The organism is Nocardia sp. NPDC052001, from assembly GCF_040680615.1.
Classification (GTDB): Bacteria; Actinomycetota; Actinomycetes; order Mycobacteriales; family Mycobacteriaceae; genus Nocardia.
In genome coordinates this window covers 1,637,925-1,655,193 of sequence record NZ_JBFAXC010000001.1, presented here as the reverse complement: position 1 = coordinate 1,655,193, position 17,269 = coordinate 1,637,925, and the positions used below count along the sequence as shown (strand labels likewise).

General features: G+C 66.1%; 20 protein-coding genes. 5 read left to right on the top strand and 15 right to left on the bottom strand.

Annotation, left to right across the window (positions count from 1 at the left end):
• Positions 1 to 147: 147 nt before the first annotated feature.
• From coaBC to AB0L82_RS07805, 7 genes are all read right to left on the bottom strand, one after another.
• The gene (gene coaBC / locus AB0L82_RS07835) at positions 148 to 1,368 is read right to left on the bottom strand and encodes a bifunctional phosphopantothenoylcysteine decarboxylase/phosphopantothenate--cysteine ligase CoaBC (protein ID WP_364632498.1); all 1,221 of its coding nucleotides are present in this window, start codon (positions 1,366 to 1,368) and stop codon (positions 148 to 150) included.
• Positions 1,369 to 1,447: 79 nt separating this feature from the next.
• Complete coding sequence (gene rpoZ / locus AB0L82_RS07830; protein ID WP_067571890.1) at positions 1,448 to 1,714, bottom strand: DNA-directed RNA polymerase subunit omega; 267 nt, start codon at positions 1,712 to 1,714, stop codon at positions 1,448 to 1,450.
• A gap of 89 nt (positions 1,715 to 1,803) precedes the next feature.
• A complete protein-coding gene (gmk, locus tag AB0L82_RS07825) occupies positions 1,804 to 2,385 on the bottom strand; it encodes a guanylate kinase (protein WP_364632496.1) in 582 nt (193 codons plus the stop codon).
• Positions 2,386 to 2,392: 7 nt separating this feature from the next.
• Positions 2,393 to 2,716, bottom strand: coding sequence for an integration host factor, actinobacterial type (gene mihF, locus AB0L82_RS07820; RefSeq protein ID WP_067571887.1), 324 nt, complete (start codon positions 2,714 to 2,716; stop codon positions 2,393 to 2,395).
• A gap of 537 nt (positions 2,717 to 3,253) precedes the next feature.
• A complete protein-coding gene (locus AB0L82_RS07815; RefSeq protein WP_364632493.1) occupies positions 3,254 to 3,679 on the bottom strand; it encodes a VOC family protein in 426 nt (141 codons plus the stop codon).
• A gap of 13 nt (positions 3,680 to 3,692) precedes the next feature.
• The gene (locus tag AB0L82_RS07810) at positions 3,693 to 4,322 is read right to left on the bottom strand and encodes a LysE family translocator (RefSeq protein ID WP_364632491.1); all 630 of its coding nucleotides are present in this window, start codon (positions 4,320 to 4,322) and stop codon (positions 3,693 to 3,695) included.
• Positions 4,323 to 4,375: 53 nt separating this feature from the next.
• A complete protein-coding gene (locus AB0L82_RS07805; RefSeq protein WP_364632489.1) occupies positions 4,376 to 5,218 on the bottom strand; it encodes a patatin-like phospholipase family protein in 843 nt (280 codons plus the stop codon).
• A 179-nt stretch (positions 5,219 to 5,397) separates the two neighbouring features.
• Between AB0L82_RS07805 and AB0L82_RS07800 the strand changes: the two genes are divergently transcribed.
• Genes AB0L82_RS07800 through AB0L82_RS07785 form a run of 4 tightly spaced genes read left to right on the top strand, consistent with a single transcriptional unit; the run spans position 5,398 to position 7,577 of the window.
• Positions 5,398 to 5,661 (top strand): YbaB/EbfC family nucleoid-associated protein, encoded by a 264-nt coding sequence (locus AB0L82_RS07800; protein ID WP_364632486.1) that lies wholly within the window; start codon positions 5,398 to 5,400, stop codon positions 5,659 to 5,661.
• Entirely contained in the window at positions 5,661 to 6,017 is a 357-nt protein-coding gene (locus AB0L82_RS07795; protein ID WP_364632485.1) for a YbaB/EbfC family nucleoid-associated protein, read from the top strand. Before AB0L82_RS07800 ends, AB0L82_RS07795 begins: the two co-directional genes overlap by 1 nt.
• Before the next feature lie 52 nt (positions 6,018 to 6,069).
• Positions 6,070 to 6,369: a hypothetical protein gene (locus AB0L82_RS07790; RefSeq protein ID WP_364632483.1), complete on the top strand. Its 300-nt coding sequence runs from the start codon at positions 6,070 to 6,072 to the stop codon at positions 6,367 to 6,369.
• Positions 6,366 to 7,577, top strand: a complete 1,212-nt coding sequence (locus AB0L82_RS07785) for a hypothetical protein (RefSeq protein WP_364632481.1) — start codon at positions 6,366 to 6,368, stop codon at positions 7,575 to 7,577. The genes AB0L82_RS07790 and AB0L82_RS07785 overlap by 4 nt, the downstream gene beginning before the upstream one ends.
• 1 nt (position 7,578) lies before the next feature.
• Here the strand turns inward: AB0L82_RS07785 and AB0L82_RS07780 are convergent, their stop codons facing one another.
• Positions 7,579 to 7,716 carry a hypothetical protein gene (locus AB0L82_RS07780; RefSeq protein ID WP_364632479.1) on the bottom strand — a complete coding sequence of 46 codons (138 nt, stop codon included), beginning with the start codon at positions 7,714 to 7,716 and terminating at the stop codon, positions 7,579 to 7,581.
• A gap of 31 nt (positions 7,717 to 7,747) precedes the next feature.
• On the opposite strand from AB0L82_RS07780, the gene AB0L82_RS07775 reads away from it, so the two are divergent.
• Positions 7,748 to 8,116 (top strand): hypothetical protein, encoded by a 369-nt coding sequence (locus AB0L82_RS07775; protein WP_364632477.1) that lies wholly within the window; start codon positions 7,748 to 7,750, stop codon positions 8,114 to 8,116.
• A gap of 63 nt (positions 8,117 to 8,179) precedes the next feature.
• Here the strand turns inward: AB0L82_RS07775 and pyrF are convergent, their stop codons facing one another.
• From pyrF to pyrR, 7 genes are read right to left on the bottom strand one after another with little or no spacing between them, the layout of a single operon-like run.
• Positions 8,180 to 9,004, bottom strand: a complete 825-nt coding sequence (gene pyrF, locus AB0L82_RS07770) for an orotidine-5'-phosphate decarboxylase (protein WP_364632475.1) — start codon at positions 9,002 to 9,004, stop codon at positions 8,180 to 8,182.
• A gap of 4 nt (positions 9,005 to 9,008) precedes the next feature.
• Positions 9,009 to 12,314, bottom strand: a complete 3,306-nt coding sequence (gene carB, locus AB0L82_RS07765; RefSeq protein WP_364632473.1) for a carbamoyl-phosphate synthase large subunit — start codon at positions 12,312 to 12,314, stop codon at positions 9,009 to 9,011.
• Entirely contained in the window at positions 12,314 to 13,432 is a 1,119-nt protein-coding gene (gene carA, locus AB0L82_RS07760) for a glutamine-hydrolyzing carbamoyl-phosphate synthase small subunit (protein WP_364632471.1), read from the bottom strand. The genes carB and carA overlap by 1 nt, the downstream gene beginning before the upstream one ends.
• Positions 13,429 to 13,941: a transporter gene (locus tag AB0L82_RS07755; RefSeq protein WP_364632469.1), complete on the bottom strand. Its 513-nt coding sequence runs from the start codon at positions 13,939 to 13,941 to the stop codon at positions 13,429 to 13,431. Before AB0L82_RS07755 ends, carA begins: the two co-directional genes overlap by 4 nt.
• A complete protein-coding gene (locus AB0L82_RS07750) occupies positions 13,941 to 15,296 on the bottom strand; it encodes a dihydroorotase (protein WP_364632467.1) in 1,356 nt (451 codons plus the stop codon). The genes AB0L82_RS07755 and AB0L82_RS07750 overlap by 1 nt, the downstream gene beginning before the upstream one ends.
• Entirely contained in the window at positions 15,293 to 16,258 is a 966-nt protein-coding gene (locus AB0L82_RS07745) for an aspartate carbamoyltransferase catalytic subunit (protein WP_364632465.1), read from the bottom strand. The genes AB0L82_RS07750 and AB0L82_RS07745 overlap by 4 nt, the downstream gene beginning before the upstream one ends.
• Complete coding sequence (pyrR, locus tag AB0L82_RS07740) at positions 16,255 to 16,890, bottom strand: bifunctional pyr operon transcriptional regulator/uracil phosphoribosyltransferase PyrR (RefSeq protein ID WP_364632463.1); 636 nt, start codon at positions 16,888 to 16,890, stop codon at positions 16,255 to 16,257. The genes AB0L82_RS07745 and pyrR overlap by 4 nt, the downstream gene beginning before the upstream one ends.
• Positions 16,891 to 17,269 lie beyond the last annotated feature (379 nt).

Below are 17,269 nucleotides of genomic sequence, written 5' to 3'. Positions count from 1 at the left end.
GCGCTTCTCCACCACCGCACAACCCTTTGTCTCAGGTTATGCCAATAAATTCGTCACAAGGCGCGAGGACGCTCCGGTGACGAACATATCGTGACTCAGACAGCTGCCGTCATTTGGCAGCCGTCCGAACCCTGCGGTGCCGAGGCTTCAGCGGAGCAAGGGGCCGAGCGCATCCAGCACTCGACTGGCCAGCAGTGCCTTGGATCCGTGGTCCAAGGCGATCTCGGTGCCATCGGCACCGAGCAGCCAACCATCATTATGGTCTACTTCGAAGGCTTTGCCTTCACCAACTGCGTTGACCACCAAAAGATCACAGCCCTTACGGGCGAGTTTGGCGCGCGCGTGAGTGAGCACATCGGCGTGTTCGTCACCGGTTTCGGCGGCGAAGCCCACGATCGCGGTGCCCGGTAGCTGACCGTCCCGGCGCGACTGCACCAGACCCGCGAGAATGTCCGGGGTCTTGGTCAGTTCGATCGAATTCGGTTCGTCCGCACCCTTTTTGATCTTCGCTGCGGCAACGTTCACCGGCCGGAAATCGGCGACGGCGGCGGCCATGATGACCGCGTCCGCACCGATGGAATGCTTGTCGACCGCCACCTTCAACTGCTCGGCGGTATTGATGTGCACGACTTCGACCGCGGCGGGCGGGGGCATACCGATGGTGTTGCCCGCGATGAGCGTCACCTGGGCACCGCGCTGCGCGGCCACCCGGGCGATCGCATACCCCTGCTTACCGGAGCTGCGATTGCCGAGGAACCGCACCGGGTCCAGGGGTTCACGAGTACCGCCGGCGGATACGACGACGCGACGGCCCTCGAGGTCACGCGGGATCGCGTCCTTGCGCTCGAGCAGCAGTGCCGCGAGCGCGTAGATCTCCTCCGGTTCGGGCAAACGCCCTGCGCCGGAATCGGATCCGGTGAGCCGCCCGTGCGCGGGCTCCATCACGGTGGCGCCGTGCGCGCGCAAGGCGGCCACGTTCGCGATCGTCGCGGGATGCTCCCACATTTCGGTGTGCATCGCGGGCGCGAACAGGATGGGACATCGGGCGGTGAGAAGTGTGGCGGTGAGCAGATCGTCCGCGCGGCCGGAAGCGGCACGCGCCATGAGATCCGCCGTCGCGGGGGCGATAACCACCAATTCGGCTTCCTGGCCGAGTCGCACATGCGGCACCTCGGGCACATCGGAGAAGACTCCGGTGTGCACGGGATGGCCGGACAGCGCCTCGAAGGTGGCCTTGCCGACGAAATTCAACGCCGCCTCGGTGGGGATGACGCGCACCTCGTGCCCGGTTTCGGTGAACCGGCGCACGAGGGCGCAACTCTTGTATGCGGCGATACCGCCGCCGACACCGACGATGACCCGGGTCACCGCATGCCCCGGGTGGATTCTGTCGTCACTACGCCTCCAGCGCCGTAGAGAGTTGCCTGGCTCTTACTCTCTCGGGGGCTTATTCGCCCTCGGAGTGCTCCAGCAGATCGGCGTGGATCTCACGCATGGCCACCGACAGCGGCTTCTCCTGCAGACCCGGCTCGACCAGCGGGCCGACGTATTCGAGAATGCCGTCGCCGAGCTGGTTGTAGTAATCGTTGATCTGCCGGGCCCGCTTGGCCGCGTAGATGACCAGCGCGTACTTGGACGAAGTCCGCTCCAGCAGTTCATCGATCGGTGGGTTGGTCAGGCCGATCGGAGTGTCGTAGATAGCCGCGGTCTTCATTTCCGTACTCACCTGGAAGGCTCCTGCGGGTTGGTGTGAAAGGGTGAAACCGGCTCACTTCGAAGATGAGCCGGTTGTTCTTTCGAGAACTACCTCGAAATTGTGCTAACGAACAAGGATACCAACTGCTCACAGGCAGTCGTCACCTCGTCGTTCACTATGACGATGTCGAACTCGTCACAGGCCGCCAATTCGGTCTTGGCGGTGAGCAGCCTTCGCTCTATGACCTCGGGCGATTCAGTGCCTCGCGAGGTGAGCCGGGAGACCAATTCCTCCCAGCTGGGCGGGGCCAGGAAGACCAGTGTGGCTTCCGGCATCGCCTTGCGGATCGAGCGCGCTCCCTCGAGGTCGACCTCGATCAGGACCGGGTGTCCGGTCGCGAGCGCTGCACGCACAGGTGCGGCCGGGGTACCCGACCGCTGTAGTCCACCGTGGATATCGGCCCATTCGAGGAGCTCGTCCGCCGTGATCATGGCGTCGAAGTCTTCGCGGGACACGAACCGGTAGTCGCGACCGTCGACCTCCCCGGGCCGGGGGGCCCGGGTGGTGGCCGAAACACTGAAAACCAGTTCGGGCAGTCGTTCGCGCACGCAGCGCACGACAGTGGACTTGCCGACGGCCGAGGGGCCGACCAGTACTACCAGTCGTCCCTTCCGAGTGTGTTCGACCACCCTCGGATTAATCTGCCGTGAAGTCGAACCGGGCCAGCAGCGCCTTACGCTGCCGGTCACCCAGTCCGCGCAGGCGGCGAGTGGGAGCGATTTCGAGCTCGCTCATGATTTCGGCTGCCTTGACCTTGCCCACCTTCGGCAGAGCCTCGAGCAGTGCCGACACCTTCATCTTGCCGAGAACTTCGTCCTTCTCGGCATCAGCAAGGACCGTCTTCAGATCGGTACCGCCACGCTTCAGGCGCTCCTTGAGCTCCGCCCGAGCACGGCGAGCGGCAGCCGCCTTCTCCAAAGCAGCGGCGCGCTGCTCGTCAGTCAGCTGGGGAAGGGCCACGGTTCCTCCGTCTCATCGTTCATTGCATGTACTCCCGCCGTTCTAACCCGGCGGTCTCAGCGACCGTACCCACGACGCCTCCCGATTGCGAACCCGCCCCCCAGGTCAGCGCGTGATTCCGAGCACGACCGGGCGGAATGCGGCCATCCGGGTGGCCGGTCCGACCGGGTCCGGCGGCTCATCGCGAAGGTGTACGAATCCCCTTGTGGCCAGGGGTTTTTCGGCTTTCGGCGGATGCGCGGAACAGCGTTACCGATGTCCGATTCAGACCGTGACCCACCTGTAATCATCCGACCTGGAACTTCTTCGAATTTCCCGGCGTGTCGCGCGAAACTGCACCGCGTGTCGCGGATCACCCGACCCATTCGAACACCGTTCGAACACGCGATCCCGCCGCAGGTCCAGCCCCCTAATGCCACCCCGATCGGGCGCGCTGACCCCTGACGCCGTCACAGACGGGTGAAACCCGAAGGATGCGACTTCCCGGGCGTTTCGCCCACAGCGCAGCGTCAGGGGACGATCAGGACAAGCGATCGATCAATCGTCGTACTGGCAGAGCTCGATCAGGGTGCCCTCCGGGGCGCGCAGATGGGCCACGCGCATACCCCACGCCTGCTGGTCGACCGGTCCCGCGGCGAGTACGACACCGCGCGCTTCCAGCGTCTTCGCGGCGGCATCGACATCGGCGACGCGGAGCACGACCACGACGGCGTCCACGCCATCGCGCGGACGGTGTTCGGCACCCACCGCGGCCTCCATGAACGCGCGGGTGAACAGCGCCAGATCGGCGTCACCGGCGACGAAGCAGGCGTAGGGACCGTCGGCGGGTTCCGCGCCGCTCTCATCGGGGTGTTTGAGCGGCAGGCCCAGGACATCGCGATAGAAGCGATAGCTCGTCGTGAAATCGTCTACCAGGACACGTGTTTGGGCGTAGGACAGCAGGCCCAGGTTGTTGTTCGACACAGCGCAAACCTAATCAGTTGGACTGCACGGCGATGCGCAGGCCCAGCGCGACCATGACCGAGCCCATGACCGTGTCCAGGGCGCGCCGGACCCGGCGGCGGGTGAAGGCGTGCCGGAGCGCGCCGACGCCGATCGCCAGGGCCGCGAACCAGGACAGATTGGCCACGGTGCAGACGATGCCCAGCTCCAGGGTGCTCAGCACGGTGGGATCGGCCGGAAGGAACTGCGGGACCAGCGCGATGAAGAAGACGGCGCATTTGGGGTTGAACAGGTTGGTCAGCAGACCCTGACGGAAGGCCAGGCCCATACCGCGCTCCCGGCCGGAATCGGCCGTGGCGGGCGCGTATTCGCCGCGCCGGGCCGCGAGCAGTGCGCGAATTCCCAGGTAGCCCAGGTAGATCGCGCCCGCGAGCTTGACGACCGTATAGGCCATCGCCGAGGCGGCCAGCAGCCCCGCTATGCCCACGGCGGTCACGATGGACCAGGTGAACACACCCACGGCTACGCCTGCGGCACAGGCGATTCCGGCGCGACGGCCGGTGACGGCGGCATTGCGGATGACGATCATCCAGTCCGGACCCGGTGACATGGACCCGAGCAGGATCACACCGGCCAATGCGAGCACCTCCGCTGTCGACATCATGCCGACAGCGTACGAGCGCGGCCGCAACGCCGCGCCGGGTTCACCGATTGCCGTCAGCGCGTGGGCCACACCGCTTTCAGGCGCGGCGCGGCATCGGCGGCCTGGCGATAACCCGCCTCGTACGAGGGGTGCAGCGCGGCCGGATTGAACAGGTCGACGCCGAAGACGGCGATCGTCTCCGCGTCCGGAATAATGGACAGCGTTGTCGCGCCACCCAATTCACTGTCCGACGGCGCGTGCGGAAACATATGCGCCAGCGGTTCGATGATCAGCATGAAATCCGCCCCCGCCGCCAGATCGGCATTGATGGGCGACCGCATCCCGCCGTCGATGTAATAGCGGCCGTCGATCGGAATCGGCGGGAAGACACCGGGAACCGATGTACTCGACGCCAGCGCCTGCGGCAGCGTGGCCACACCGTCACGGGTCCAGGGTTGCAGTTCACCGGTGGTGATATCGACGGCGGTCACAATGAAATCCGCCTCCGACCACTCGGAAACCCCTGCGACACCGGCTATCCGCGCGATATGCGCATCCGGATCACCGACCCCCATCTCCAGCGCCCGAGCCCCCGCCCGCCGCCGCGCCTCGTTCCCACTGATGCCCGGCGTAGCGAGAATCCCCATGATCTCACCGAACCCGGCCGGATCAATCTGCGGCGCATCGACATCCGGCGCAGGCATCGCCACCAACTGCCGCAAATCGCCATGCCCGGTAATCACCGAACCCACCACCGCACCCGCGGAGGTCCCGACAACGCGATCGGCCAGCGACAGATCGATCCCGGCCTCCCGTAACCCGACAGCCAGGCCCGTCATCCAGCAGATTCCCAAAGCACCGCCGCCACCGAGAATCAGAGCGTGGCGAATGGCGTTGGGCTGCACCGCGTCGGACATGCGTACCACTGTACCGAAACGGACGGTGCGTGAATTGGATTGCGCACCCACCTATTAGAGGCGCCCTCGAACCGTGCCGCATCCTGCACTCATCGACTTGGTCGCAGCTGATCACGGCCACTAATGTCGTCGGCACGGACGGGGAGCCGGAACCGTGTCAAGGAGTTATTGGGGGAGCCATGAACGCTGGCCATGCGCCGGATCAGCTCGATCAGGCGATAGCGCGTATCCGAGGACAGGCGAAGTCAGCCGACCGCATGGTGGCGGTGGAGGCAGACGTCACGGGACGAATCACCGATCTGCTGATCTCACCCCACGCACGCGAACTCGAGCCCGAGGTGCTGGCGGCCAAGATCGTCGAGCAGCATCGGGCCGCGCGCATGCGGGCGGAGGAGTTGAGCCGCCAGGCGATAACGGCGATGACGGATCGGGGCCGCGAATGATGAGCGAGGACGAACGCGCCGGTGAGCGCGCCGCCACTATCGACGACGCCATTTCCCGGGTCCGGGGTCAGGCGGAAGCCACCGGGCGACTGATCGTCCTGGAAGTCGACGCGTACAAGCGGATCACCCAACTGCGGCTCACTCCCCAGGCAATGGGCGCCGATACGGCGCGGTTGGCGAGCATCATCACCGAATTACACCGGCTCGCATGCGAAAAGGCCGAAGCCGCCGCGACGCGGGAGTTGGCAGCGGTGTCCGCGAAGTTCGGGCCGCCGCCCACCCCGGCGATATCCGCCGCCGCGGATGAGGAGTGGGGCGAACCCGACCGCCCGCTGCGCACCACCTATTCGATCTGAACCACGATCGATTTCCGAACACCCTACTGTTCAGGATGAAGGCCGTTTATTCATGGTCCAATACGACATCGTCAAAATGAAGGCTCTCGCGAACCATATGCGAGACCGGGGAGTTGCCATCGAGGGCAAGGTTCCGCTCGGCTGGCCCAGTCGCGAAAACGCCGTGAACGATATGGAAGCGTGCCAGGTCGCGAAGCGACTCGATGAAACCCTCTGCAATCTGGATTCGGTGCTGAAGTACCACGCCGGCCGTATGCGGAAGATGGCCGAGGCAACCGATGCCGGAGTTGTCATAGCCGAAGCGATGGATGTGACCAATGCCGGGGAAATCGAGCAGGCGGGTCCCCGATGACCGATGTATCAGCGGAGATCACCGTTCCCAGGGTCCTGGCCTGGAACCTCTCCCATCTCGATAACGTTGTGACGCAACTGAAAGCGGTGATCCCGCTGATCGAGGCCGAGTTCAACTCGGCCGACAGCGAGTACTCCAAATCGAACGAGTACTTCCAAGGACCTGCCGGAGACAAGGCCCGCGAGCAGAGCGGCACCGAGAAGTCCGACGGAATCAAGACCGTGGACGTCATCGAGCAACTGCCGGACATCATCTCGTCCATCAACAGCACGTTCCGCAGTGAGATCGCCAAGATTCGTAACGCGCTCGAGGACGTCAAGTCCTCGAAGTGGGATCTGTTCTGCAAGGACAACGGCGATGTGGCTTCCCGGAAGTCGAACTGGGAAACTGCCAAGGAACACTGGTGGGATCCGCTGTCGGCCATCGCCGAAAAGGAAAAGGAATCCAGCGATCTGCAGGACGATATCAAGGACGCGCTCGCGAAGATCAGGGATACCGACCTCACCGAAACCAAGATTCAGCAGACCTTGGAAGACCTGTCGGACACGGTGAAGCGGGGCATGGCGGTGATTCCGACCGATCCCGAGCTGGCGCGAATCCTGCAGGAGAACCAGATCCCCAAGGACAAGATGGTCCTGTGGCCGGACGGGGCCGTGCTCGCCGCGATCCGGTTGGTGGACCCGGACTTCAACCCTTCGTCGATGACCGAGTCGGAGTCGGAGATCCTGCAGGCGCTGATCGTCAAGCAGGGTGGCCCGCTCTTCGCCAAGAGCACGCTCGAGGATTTCCAGGCGATCAAGCTGAAGGCCGAAAACGCGGCGAAGGACGGCCAATTCGGCGATTCGGTTTTCGATGGGCAGGGCGATGCGTTCCGCCACGCCTACTGGAATGCCCTGATGACCGACAAATACGGTGCGGGTTTCGCGAACGCGTTCGCCACGGCGCACGAAGGCATCGGCGGTCCGGCGAACCGGGAAGCGATGGATCTCTACAACAACAATATCGGGCGGCAAATCGCGCTCGCCAATCCGGGCGCTTCTGCCGACGAACTCGCCTCCAAGGTTTCGGCGGCGATCGACGACGGTAAGCTCATCGTCGTCAACAAGGTGAATCCCGAGGGCCCGGTCATCGCATGGAGTAACACAGTCGCCCAGACGGATACCGGCGTCCCCGATGGCACCGGAATCCCATTGCCGGCGCACCACTGACTCAGGCAAGGGAGAGCATGAAGACCGGATACTCGATACCCGCCGTATTGCTGGCGATGCTGGTGAGCGGATGCACATCGGCGACCGATACCGCACACAGCGATGCGGAACGCTGCCCGAACGGACTCGAGATTCGCACCGATATCCAGAATCTCGGGGCGAGTGCGGGATTGGTGCCCGCACTGCGAAATGCCGCGGGCGGAACGGAGTCGATCGCGCTGGGCGACATCACGCGCGCGGCGGGGCTGGCGGATGACTGGGATCTGATGACAGACGTCACCCCCAATATCTCGGAAGCCAAACTCAATACGAACGCGGGTACCACCGGATGTTGGCAAAATCTTCCGGAGAGCGCAGGCGACCGTGATATACCGTCCGGCTATTACATCTTCGTCAAGGATCGGAAATTGGTGCAGGTTGTTCCGTGGCACGGCGGTAGCAGGCCGCTGGAATTGCGGGATCGTCCGTCACTGACACGCGAATCGGTGCTGCTGCCACAGCATTTCGGCACGAACAGCCGTCTCGTTCCGCAACCGTAGCCGATCACGGCACCGCCCCCGTATCGAAACCGATACGGGGGCGGACCTTTATCGCGATACCGCTCAACGCTGGAGGAAGGCGAACTCCTCGGCGAGGCGGTCGACCCGCTCTCGCAGGGCCGCGACCGAGGGGCCGGATTTGAGGACCTCGCGGGAGACGTTCGGCAGGACGGCGCCGAGATCGCTTGCGGGGACCAGGGTGCGGATGGAGTCGGCTCCGCCGCCCTGCGCGCCGACACCCGGCATGAGGATGGGGCCGTTGAGGGCGGACAGGTCCGGGGACTCGGTGAGGGTCGCGCCGATGACCACACCGACCGAACCGAAGTCCGCGCCATTGTTGAGCGCTGCCGCGTCGTCGACCATGCGCTGGGCGATGGTGCGGCCGTCCGGACCGGTGATGCGCTGCAGTTCGGCGGCTTCCGGGTTGGAGGTGGCCGCGAGGACGAAGACGCCGCGGTCGTTCGCGCGGGCCAGGTCCAGAGCCGGTGTGAGCGAACCGAATCCGAGATACGGCGAGACGGTGACGGCATCGCTGGCCAGCGGGCCGTCACCGAGCCAGGCGTGCGCGTAGGCGTCCATGGTGGAGCCGATATCGCCGCGCTTGGCGTCGGCGAGCACCAGGGTGCCCGCCTCACGCAGTGCGCGAATCGTCTCCTCCAGCACGATGATTCCGGCCGAACCGTAGGTTTCGAAGAACGCCACCTGCGGTTTGACCAGGGCCACCCGACCTGCGAACGCCTCGACGCAGGCATTGGCGAACTTCGCCACGCCGGCGGCGTCCTCGGTCAGGCCCCAGGCCCGCAACAGCGGCGGATGCGGGTCGATGCCAACACAGACGGGTCCGTGCTTACGCATCGCATCCCGCAGCCGCACACCGAAACTCGTCATCGCGTCAGCCCCGCAGGGTGGCGTGGAGTTCCTGCAGGGACCGCACGCCGATGCCGCCGTTGATGGTGGCCTCGATGCCCTGCACGGCCGCGGCCGCACCCTGCACGGTGGTGATGCACGGGATATTCGCGCTCACCGCGGCGGTGCGGATCTCGTAACCATCCACGCGCGGACCGTTATTGCCGTACGGCGTGTTGAAGACGATATCGACTTCCCCGTCCTTGATCATATCCACGATGCTGGGCTGATCGGTGGCCTCATCCGAATGCTTGCGGACCTGCTCGCACGGAATACCGTTGCGGCGCAGCATTTCCGCGGTGCCCTCGGTGGCCAGGATGCGGAAGCCCAGGTCGTGCAGGCGCTTGACCGGGAACACCATGGCGCGCTTATCGCGGTTGGCGATCGAGACGAAGGCGGCACCTTCGGTCGGCAGCGAACCGTAGGAAGCGGTCTGGGACTTGGCGAATGCCGTGCCGAAGTCGGCGTCGATGCCCATGACCTCACCGGTGGACTTCATCTCCGGCGAGAGCAGCGAATCGATACCGCTGCCGTCGGGCCGCTTGAAGCGGTGGAAGGGCAGTACGGCTTCCTTCACCGCGACCGGGGCGTCGATCGGGGTGTACCCGCCGTCGCCCTCGGCCGGGAGCAGGCCCTCCTTGCGGAGTTCGGCGATGGTGGCGCCCAAGGCGATTCGCGCCGCGGCCTTGGCCAGCGGCACCGCGGTGGCCTTGGACACGAACGGCACGGTGCGGCTGGCGCGCGGGTTCGCCTCGAGGACGTAGAGCACATCGTCCTTGAGCGCGTACTGCACGTTCAGCAGACCCTTGACGCCGATGCCCTTGGCCAGCGCCACGGTGGAGCGGCGCACGGCCTCGATATCGCTGCGGCCCAGGGTGATCGGGGGCAGGGCGCACGCGGAGTCGCCGGAGTGGATACCGGCTTCCTCGATGTGCTCCATGACGCCGCCCAGGTAGACCTCGTCGCCGTCGCACAGGGCGTCGACGTCGATTTCGATGGCGTCTTCCAGGAACCGGTCGATCAGCACGGGGCGATCCGGGCTGATATCGGTGGCCCGGGAGATGTAGCCCTCGAGGGTCTGCTCGTCGTAGACGATCTCCATACCGCGACCGCCCAGCACGTAGGACGGGCGCACCAGCACCGGGTAACCGATCTCGGCGGCGATCTTCTTCGCGGCCGGGAAGGTGGTGGCGGTGCCGTACTTCGGGGCCGGAAGTCCCGCTCCGACAAGGACATCACCGAATTCGGCGCGGTCCTCGGCCAGATCGATGGCGGCCGCGGAGGTGCCGACCACCGGAACGCCCGCGTCCGTGAGCTTCTGGGCCAGACCCAGCGGGGTCTGACCGCCCAGCTGGCAGATAACGCCCGCGACGGTGCCGGATTCGGTTTCCGCGTGGTAGACCTCGAGGACATCCTCGAAGGTCAGCGGCTCGAAGTAGAGCCGGTCCGCGGTGTCGTAGTCGGTGGAGACGGTCTCGGGATTGCAGTTGACCATGACGGTCTCGTAACCGGCTTCCGACAGCGTCAGTGCCGCATGCACACACGAGTAGTCGAACTCGATGCCCTGGCCGATGCGGTTCGGACCCGATCCCAGGATCAGGACCTTCTCGCGCTCCTTCTGCGGCGCCACTTCGGATTCCGCGGCGGGATCGAGCTCGTACGCCGAGTAGTGGTACGGGGTCTTGGCCTCGAATTCGGCGGCGCAGGTGTCGACGGTCTTGAACACCGGGCGGATGTGCAGGCGATGCCGCAGCGCGCGCACGCCGTCCTCACCCGCGAGTTCCGGTCGCAGCGCGGCGATCTGGCGATCGGACAGGCCGTAGTGCTTGGCGGTACGCAGCAGCGGCTCGTCCAGTACGGCCGCGTCCAGGATCTCCTGGCGCAGTTCGACCAGCGCGGCGACCTCGGCCACGAACCACGGGTCGATGCCCGAGGCCTTGGCGGTGTCCTCGATGCTCGCGCCCAGGCGCAGCGCCCGCTCCACCTGGTAGATGCGGCCCTCGGTGGGGGTGCGCAGATCCTCGAGGATGGCCTCGACATCGGTCCAGTCGCCATCAGGCTGGGTCCAGAAACCGGTGGCCTTGGTCTCCAGCGAGCGCAGCACCTTGCCCAGCGCCTCGGAGAAGTTGCGGCCCATGGACATTGCCTCGCCGACCGACTTCATGGTGGTGGTCAGCGTCGGGTCGGCGCCCGGGAACTTCTCGAACGCGAAGCGCGGAGCCTTGACCACGACGTAGTCGAGCGTGGGCTCGAAGCAGGCCGGGGTCTCCTTGGTGATGTCGTTGACGATCTCGTCCAGGGTGTAGCCGATGGCCAGCTTGGCGGCGATCTTGGCGATCGGGAAGCCCGTTGCCTTGGAAGCCAATGCGGACGAGCGCGAGACGCGCGGGTTCATCTCGATGACGATGAGGCGGCCGTCGGCCGGATCCACCGCGAACTGGATATTGCAGCCGCCGGTGTCGACGCCGACCTCGCGCAGGATGTCGATGCCGAGATCGCGCATCTTCTGGTATTCGCGGTCGGTGAGGGTCATGGCCGGGGCGACGGTGACCGAGTCACCGGTGTGCACGCCCATCGGGTCGACATTCTCGATCGAGCAGACGATGACCACATTGTCATTGCGGTCGCGCATGAGCTCGAGCTCGAATTCCTTCCAGCCCAGGATGGATTCCTCGATGAGCACGTTCGCGGTCGGCGAGGCGGCCAGGCCGCCACCGGCGATGCGATCGAGATCCTCATCGTTGTAGGCCATACCGGAACCGAGGCCGCCCATGGTGAAGGACGGGCGCACCACGACCGGGAAACCCAAGTCGCGCACGGTCTCCCGGACCTCGTCCATGGTGTAGCAGACCTTGGAGCGGGCGCTCTCGCCGCCGACCTTGGCGACGATGTCCTTGAACTTCTGCCGGTCCTCACCGCGCTGGATGGCTTCGAAGTCCGCGCCGATGAGCTCGACGTTGTACTTCTCCAGAATGCCGTTGTCGTGCAGGTCGACCGCGCAGTTCAGCGCGGTCTGACCGCCCAGGGTCGCCAGGATCGCGTCCGGGCGCTCCTTGGCGATGACCTTCTCGACGTATTCCCAGGTGATCGGTTCGACGTAGGTGGCGTCGGCGAACTCCGGGTCGGTCATGATGGTGGCCGGGTTGGAGTTGACCAGCGAGACCCGCAGGCCCTCGGACCGCAGCACGCGGCACGCCTGGGTTCCGGAATAGTCGAACTCACAGGCCTGGCCGATGACGATCGGACCCGAGCCGATCACCAGGATGTGATTGAGGTCGGTACGGCGTGGCATCAGGCACCTTCCATCAGGCCGGCGAAACGATCGAACAGGTAGGCGGCGTCGTGCGGTCCGGCGGCGGCCTCGGGGTGGTACTGCACCGAGAAGGCGCGGCCGCTGACCAGCTGAACACCTTCGACGACACCGTCATTGGCGCAGATATGACTGACCTCGGCCTTGCCGAACGGGGTGTCGAAGACCTCCCCGCGCTCACCTTCGAGGGCGAAGCCGTGGTTCTGGGCGGTGATCGAGATGCGCCCGGTGTGGTGTTCGATCACCGGGACATTGATGCCGCGGTGGCCGAACTTCATCTTGTAGGTATTGCGCCCGAAGGCGCGGCCCAGGATCTGGTTGCCGAAGCAGATGCCGAACAGCGGGATATCGGCCTGCAGCACCTGCTGGGTGAGCGCGACCGCGCCGTCGGCGGTGGCCGGGTCACCGGGACCGTTGGACAGGAACACCCCGTTCGGGTTCAGTTCCTTGATCTGGTCGAAGGTGACGTTGGAGGGCACCACGTGCACCCGCATCCCGCGCTCGGCGAACATGCGCGGGGTGTTGGACTTGATGCCGAGGTCGACCGCGACCACGGTGAAGCGGTGTTCGCCGACCGGCTCGATGGTGTACATCTCATCGGTGGAGACCTCACCGGCCAGGTCCGCGCCCAGCATGGAGGGCTGCCCGTTGACCCGTGCGACGAGTTCCTCGTAGTCGGCCAGGGCGGTGCCGGAGAAGACGCCCGCCTTCATGGAACCGCGAGTGCGCAAGTGCCGCACCAGGGCTCGGGTGTCGATGCCCGCGATGCCGACGATGTTCTGGTTCTCCAGCTCGTCCTGCAGCGTGCGCTTGGAACGCCAGTTGGAGGCGCGGCGCGCGGGATCGCGCACGGCATACCCGGCGACCCAGATCTTGCTCGACTCGTCATCCTCGTCGTTCCAGCCGGTGTTGCCGATCTGGGGCGCGGTGGCCACCACGATCTGGCGGTCGTAGCTGGGGTCGGTGAGGGTTTCCTGGTAGCCGGTCATCGCGGTGCAGAACACCGCCTCACCCAAAGTCTGTCCCTGTGCGCCGAAGGTCGTCCCGCGGAATACGCGGCCGTCCTCGAGCACCATCACTGCGACGTTGTCGCTGCTCATGCCTCGTCTCCCGTCTTCGTCGTCTCTGTTTGCGGCGTCCCGATCCAGGCGGGGTACACCGTCTTGTCGTCGCCCCGGAATCCGGTATCCACCTCGGTTCCGGTCGGCAGCTTCCAGCGAATCACCAGCACACCGCCTTCGGTCATCACTTTGCCCGCATGCCCGCGCTCGGTGCGCACCGCGGTCACCGACTCCTGCGGAATCCAGATGGTGCCCGCGCCGTCGCGCTCGAGCAGGATGCCGCGCTCGAATCGGGTCAATTCCGCGGTGGCGCGGAAACCCAAGTCGCCCACGGTGACTCGCTGAATCCAGCTCGGGGCCAGGGTGCTGCCGAGGTAGAGGCCCGTGGTGGGCTCCAGCAGCTGTGCGCCGCAATCGGCGGGCACGGCCGGCAGGTCACCGATCGACGCCGCCTGCTTCTTCGCGCGGCCGGTCCAGGCCCGGTACATGCCCCACAGGCACAGCGCGAAAAGTGCGAGCAGCACGACGATCGTCAGTGTTCGCTCCATTACGGTCCTCCTCGGTTCCCCACCCGCCGGTCGCCACCGGCGAAGACCTCATCGCCACCGCGCGGGGCGCCGGCGACTCCGTTGCGCGAGGTGACGCGGCCGCGCAGGAAGGTGGCGGTCACCTTCGCGGGCAGGGTCATCTCGTCGAACGGGGTGTTGTGGGCGATGCTGGCGAGTTCCTTCGCGCGCACCGTCCACTCGGTGTTCGGATCGATCAGCGCCAGGTTGGCCGGTTCGCCGACGGCGAGCGGGCGGCCCTGATCGTCCAGGCCCACGATGCGGGCCGGGTTCTCGCTCATGACGCGGGCCACGCCGCGCCAGTCGAGCAGGCCGGGCTGGACCATCGTCTGCACGATGATCGACAAAGCCGTCTCCAAGCCGAGCATGCCGGGGCGGGCGGCCGCGAATTCGCAGCACTTGTCCTGTTCGGCGTGCGGGGCGTGATCGGTTGCGACACAGTCGATGACACCGTCGGCCAGGGCCTGGCGCAGCGCGGTCACATCGGAGGATTCGCGCAGCGGTGGATTGACGCGGTTGACCGCGTCGTAGGTCTCCAGGCGCGAATCATCGAGCAGCAGGTGATGCGGGGTGACCTCGGCGGTGATCGAAATACCCTGGGACTTGGCCCATTTGAGCAGTTCGACGGTGCCCGCGGTGGAGGCGTGGCAGATGTGCACGCGCGCACCGGCATCGCGGGCCAGCAGGGCGTCGCGGGCCACGATGGATTCCTCGGCGGCGCGCGGCCAGCCGGCCAGGCCCAGTCGGGCGGCGTTCGGGCCCTCGTGCGCCACAGCGCCCTTGGTCAGGCGCGGCTCCTCCGCATGCTGGGCGATGAGCACGCCGAGGGAGTTCGCGTATTCCAGCGCGCGGCGCATGATCAGCGGGTCGTAGACGCAGTGGCCGTCATCGGAGAACATGCGCACCGCGCCGACTCCGGCTGCCATGGTTCCCATTTCGGCGAGCTGCTTGCCCTCCAGGCCCACCGTGACCGCGCCGACCGGATGCACATCGACCAGGCCGACCTGCTGTCCGCGCCGCCATACATGGTCGGTGATGACCTGCGAGTCCGCGACCGGGCTGGTGTTGGCCATGGCGAAGACCGCCGTATAACCGCCCAGAGCCGCTGCGGCGGAACCGGTTTCGATGGTCTCGGTGTCCTCGCGGCCCGGCTCGCGCAGATGCGTGTGCAGGTCGATGAAGCCGGGGAGCAGGAATTGCCCGGTGCCGTCGATGATTTCGGCGTCCTCGGCCTTCAGACCGGCACCGATCTCACGGATCTCACCGTCGGCCAGCAGGACATCGACCGGGTCGCCCTCGCCGTACAGCCGGACGTTCCGAATCAGGACGTTGTTCATGCCACCACCTCGTCGGTTCCGACCAGCAGGCGGAAGAGCACCGCCATGCGCATATGGACTCCGTTGTTGACCTGTTGCAGCACAGCCGCTTTGGGGGAATCGGCGACGGCCGACGCGATTTCCATGCCGCGCAGCATGGGACCCGGATGCAGTACCACCGCATGCTCGTCGAGCATGCCGAGGCGGCGCTCGCTCAGGCCGTAGTTGATCGAATACTCGCGCGCCGATGGGAAGAAGCCGCCGTTCATGCGCTCGGCCTGCACGCGCAGCATCATGACCGCGTCCGCGCCGGGGAGTTCGGCGTCGAGAGAATGCGAGATCCGCACCGGCCAGGCCCGCACGCCCACCGGCAGCAGGGTCTGCGGCGCGACCAGCACCACATCCGCACCGAGGGTGCTGAGCAGGAAGGCGTTCGAGCGCGCCACCCGGCTGTGCAGGATGTCGCCGACCAGCACGATCCGCTTACCCTCCAGATCACCGAGCCGCTGACGCAGGGTCAGCGCGTCCAGCAGCGCCTGGGTCGGGTGCTCATGGGTGCCGTCACCGGCATTGATGATGGCCGGGCCGGGACCGGTGAAACCGCCGCTGCGCTCCTGGATCTGGGAGAACCAGTGCGCGATCTGATGCGCCGCGCCCGAGGCCGGATGCCGCACGATGAGCGCGTCCGCGCCCGCCGCGTGCAGGGTCAGCGCGGTATCGCGCAGCGATTCACCCTTGGAGTTCGAGGAGCTCGACGAGCTGACGTTGATCACGTCCGCACTCATCCACTTGCCCGCGACCTCGAAGGAAACCCTGGTGCGCGTGGAGTTCTCGAAGAACACCGTCATGACCGTGCGCCCGCGCAGGGTCGGCAGCTTCTTCACCTCGCGCCCGAGCAGGGCCTGTTCGAAGCGTTCGGCGTCGTCGAGCAGTTCGGTGGCGGCGGCGCGATCCAGATCGGTCACCGAGAGCAGATGCTTCACTTGTCACCCTCCTGACGCAGGTACACACCGTCGCGGCCGTCGTGCTCGCGCAGTAGTACCGAGATGTCCTCGCTGCGGGAGGTGGGCACGTTCTTGCCGACGTAGTCGGCGCGGATGGGAAGTTCGCGATGGCCGCGGTCGATGAGCACGGCCAGCTGCACCGCGCGCGGGCGGCCCAGATCGCGCAGTCCGTCCAGGGCCGAGCGCACGGTGCGCCCGGAGAACAGCACATCGTCGACCAGCACCACCAGCACATCCTCGATTCCGCCTTCGGGCACCGAGGTGCGCTCGAGCGGACGGTGCGGTTTGCTGCGCAGGTCGTCGCGGTAGAGGGTGATGTCCAGGGAGCCGACGGCGGGGCGGACCCCGGCGAACTCCTCGATGCGATTCGCCAGTCGAGCGGCGAGAGTCGTTCCGCGCGTGGGGATTCCGATCAGCACCACGCGGGGGGCGGCGGGATCGCCGGAATCCAGCGCGGTCTTCTCGATGATCTGGTGCGCCATGCGCGCGATGGTGCGGCCGACATCGGAATCCGAGAGCAGCTCGCGCCCCGCGTCCACCTGTGCGGGATCGTGTCGCTGCGAGTGGTCAGCAGCGCTCGACTTGGCAGCCCGGTCTTCGGGCACAGCCATGCCGACCTCCTTCCCCGCCTCACCGGACGGTCCGTTAAAGGATGTCTTTTCGGGTTGCGAGCCTAGCAGCGCCGCCGACCCGGGCCGTCACCGCACCCCTGTGGCAACCAGTGGTTCGCGGCGGGTCGGCGAGTTGTGCGTGACACACCCGCGGACAAGGTGCGGGTTCGGCGCGATCGGGCCGCATAGGCCCCGCACCAGGGAGTTTTCGAATACGAATCCTCACAACCCGGACATGGCCAGGCAACCGCACAGCTATGAATTAGACCGATCAGTCTCCTAGCGACGCCCGGCCTTTCCCCATCGCTGGGAGGAAGCTCACAGTATGCGAGCTGCCGATCCGCCCGCCGAGTCCCGCTTGGCGGCAGGTCTTCATACA

Bases quoted from the DNA above. Each gene is read 5' to 3' on its own strand.
- pyrF (WP_364632475.1), bottom strand. From the start codon at position 9,004: ATGACGAGTTTCGGTGTGCGGCTGCGGGATGCGATGCGTAAGCACGGA.
- AB0L82_RS07805 (WP_364632489.1), bottom strand. From the start codon at position 5,218: ATGTCCGACGCGGTGCAGCCCAACGCCATTCGCCACGCTCTGATTCTC.
- carA (WP_364632471.1), bottom strand. From the start codon at position 13,432: ATGAGCAGCGACAACGTCGCAGTGATGGTGCTCGAGGACGGCCGCGTA.
- AB0L82_RS07795 (WP_364632485.1), top strand. From the start codon at position 5,661: ATGAGCGAGGACGAACGCGCCGGTGAGCGCGCCGCCACTATCGACGAC.
- rpoZ (WP_067571890.1), bottom strand. From the start codon at position 1,714: ATGAAGACCGCGGCTATCTACGACACTCCGATCGGCCTGACCAACCCA.
- AB0L82_RS07790 (WP_364632483.1), top strand. From the start codon at position 6,070: ATGGTCCAATACGACATCGTCAAAATGAAGGCTCTCGCGAACCATATG.
- AB0L82_RS07800 (WP_364632486.1), top strand. From the start codon at position 5,398: ATGAACGCTGGCCATGCGCCGGATCAGCTCGATCAGGCGATAGCGCGT.
- AB0L82_RS07785 (WP_364632481.1), top strand. From the start codon at position 6,366: ATGACCGATGTATCAGCGGAGATCACCGTTCCCAGGGTCCTGGCCTGG.
- AB0L82_RS07810 (WP_364632491.1), bottom strand. From the start codon at position 4,322: ATGATGTCGACAGCGGAGGTGCTCGCATTGGCCGGTGTGATCCTGCTC.
- AB0L82_RS07755 (WP_364632469.1), bottom strand. From the start codon at position 13,941: ATGGAGCGAACACTGACGATCGTCGTGCTGCTCGCACTTTTCGCGCTG.
- pyrR (WP_364632463.1), bottom strand. From the start codon at position 16,890: ATGGCTGTGCCCGAAGACCGGGCTGCCAAGTCGAGCGCTGCTGACCAC.
- carB (WP_364632473.1), bottom strand. From the start codon at position 12,314: ATGCCACGCCGTACCGACCTCAATCACATCCTGGTGATCGGCTCGGGT.
- AB0L82_RS07750 (WP_364632467.1), bottom strand. From the start codon at position 15,296: ATGAACAACGTCCTGATTCGGAACGTCCGGCTGTACGGCGAGGGCGAC.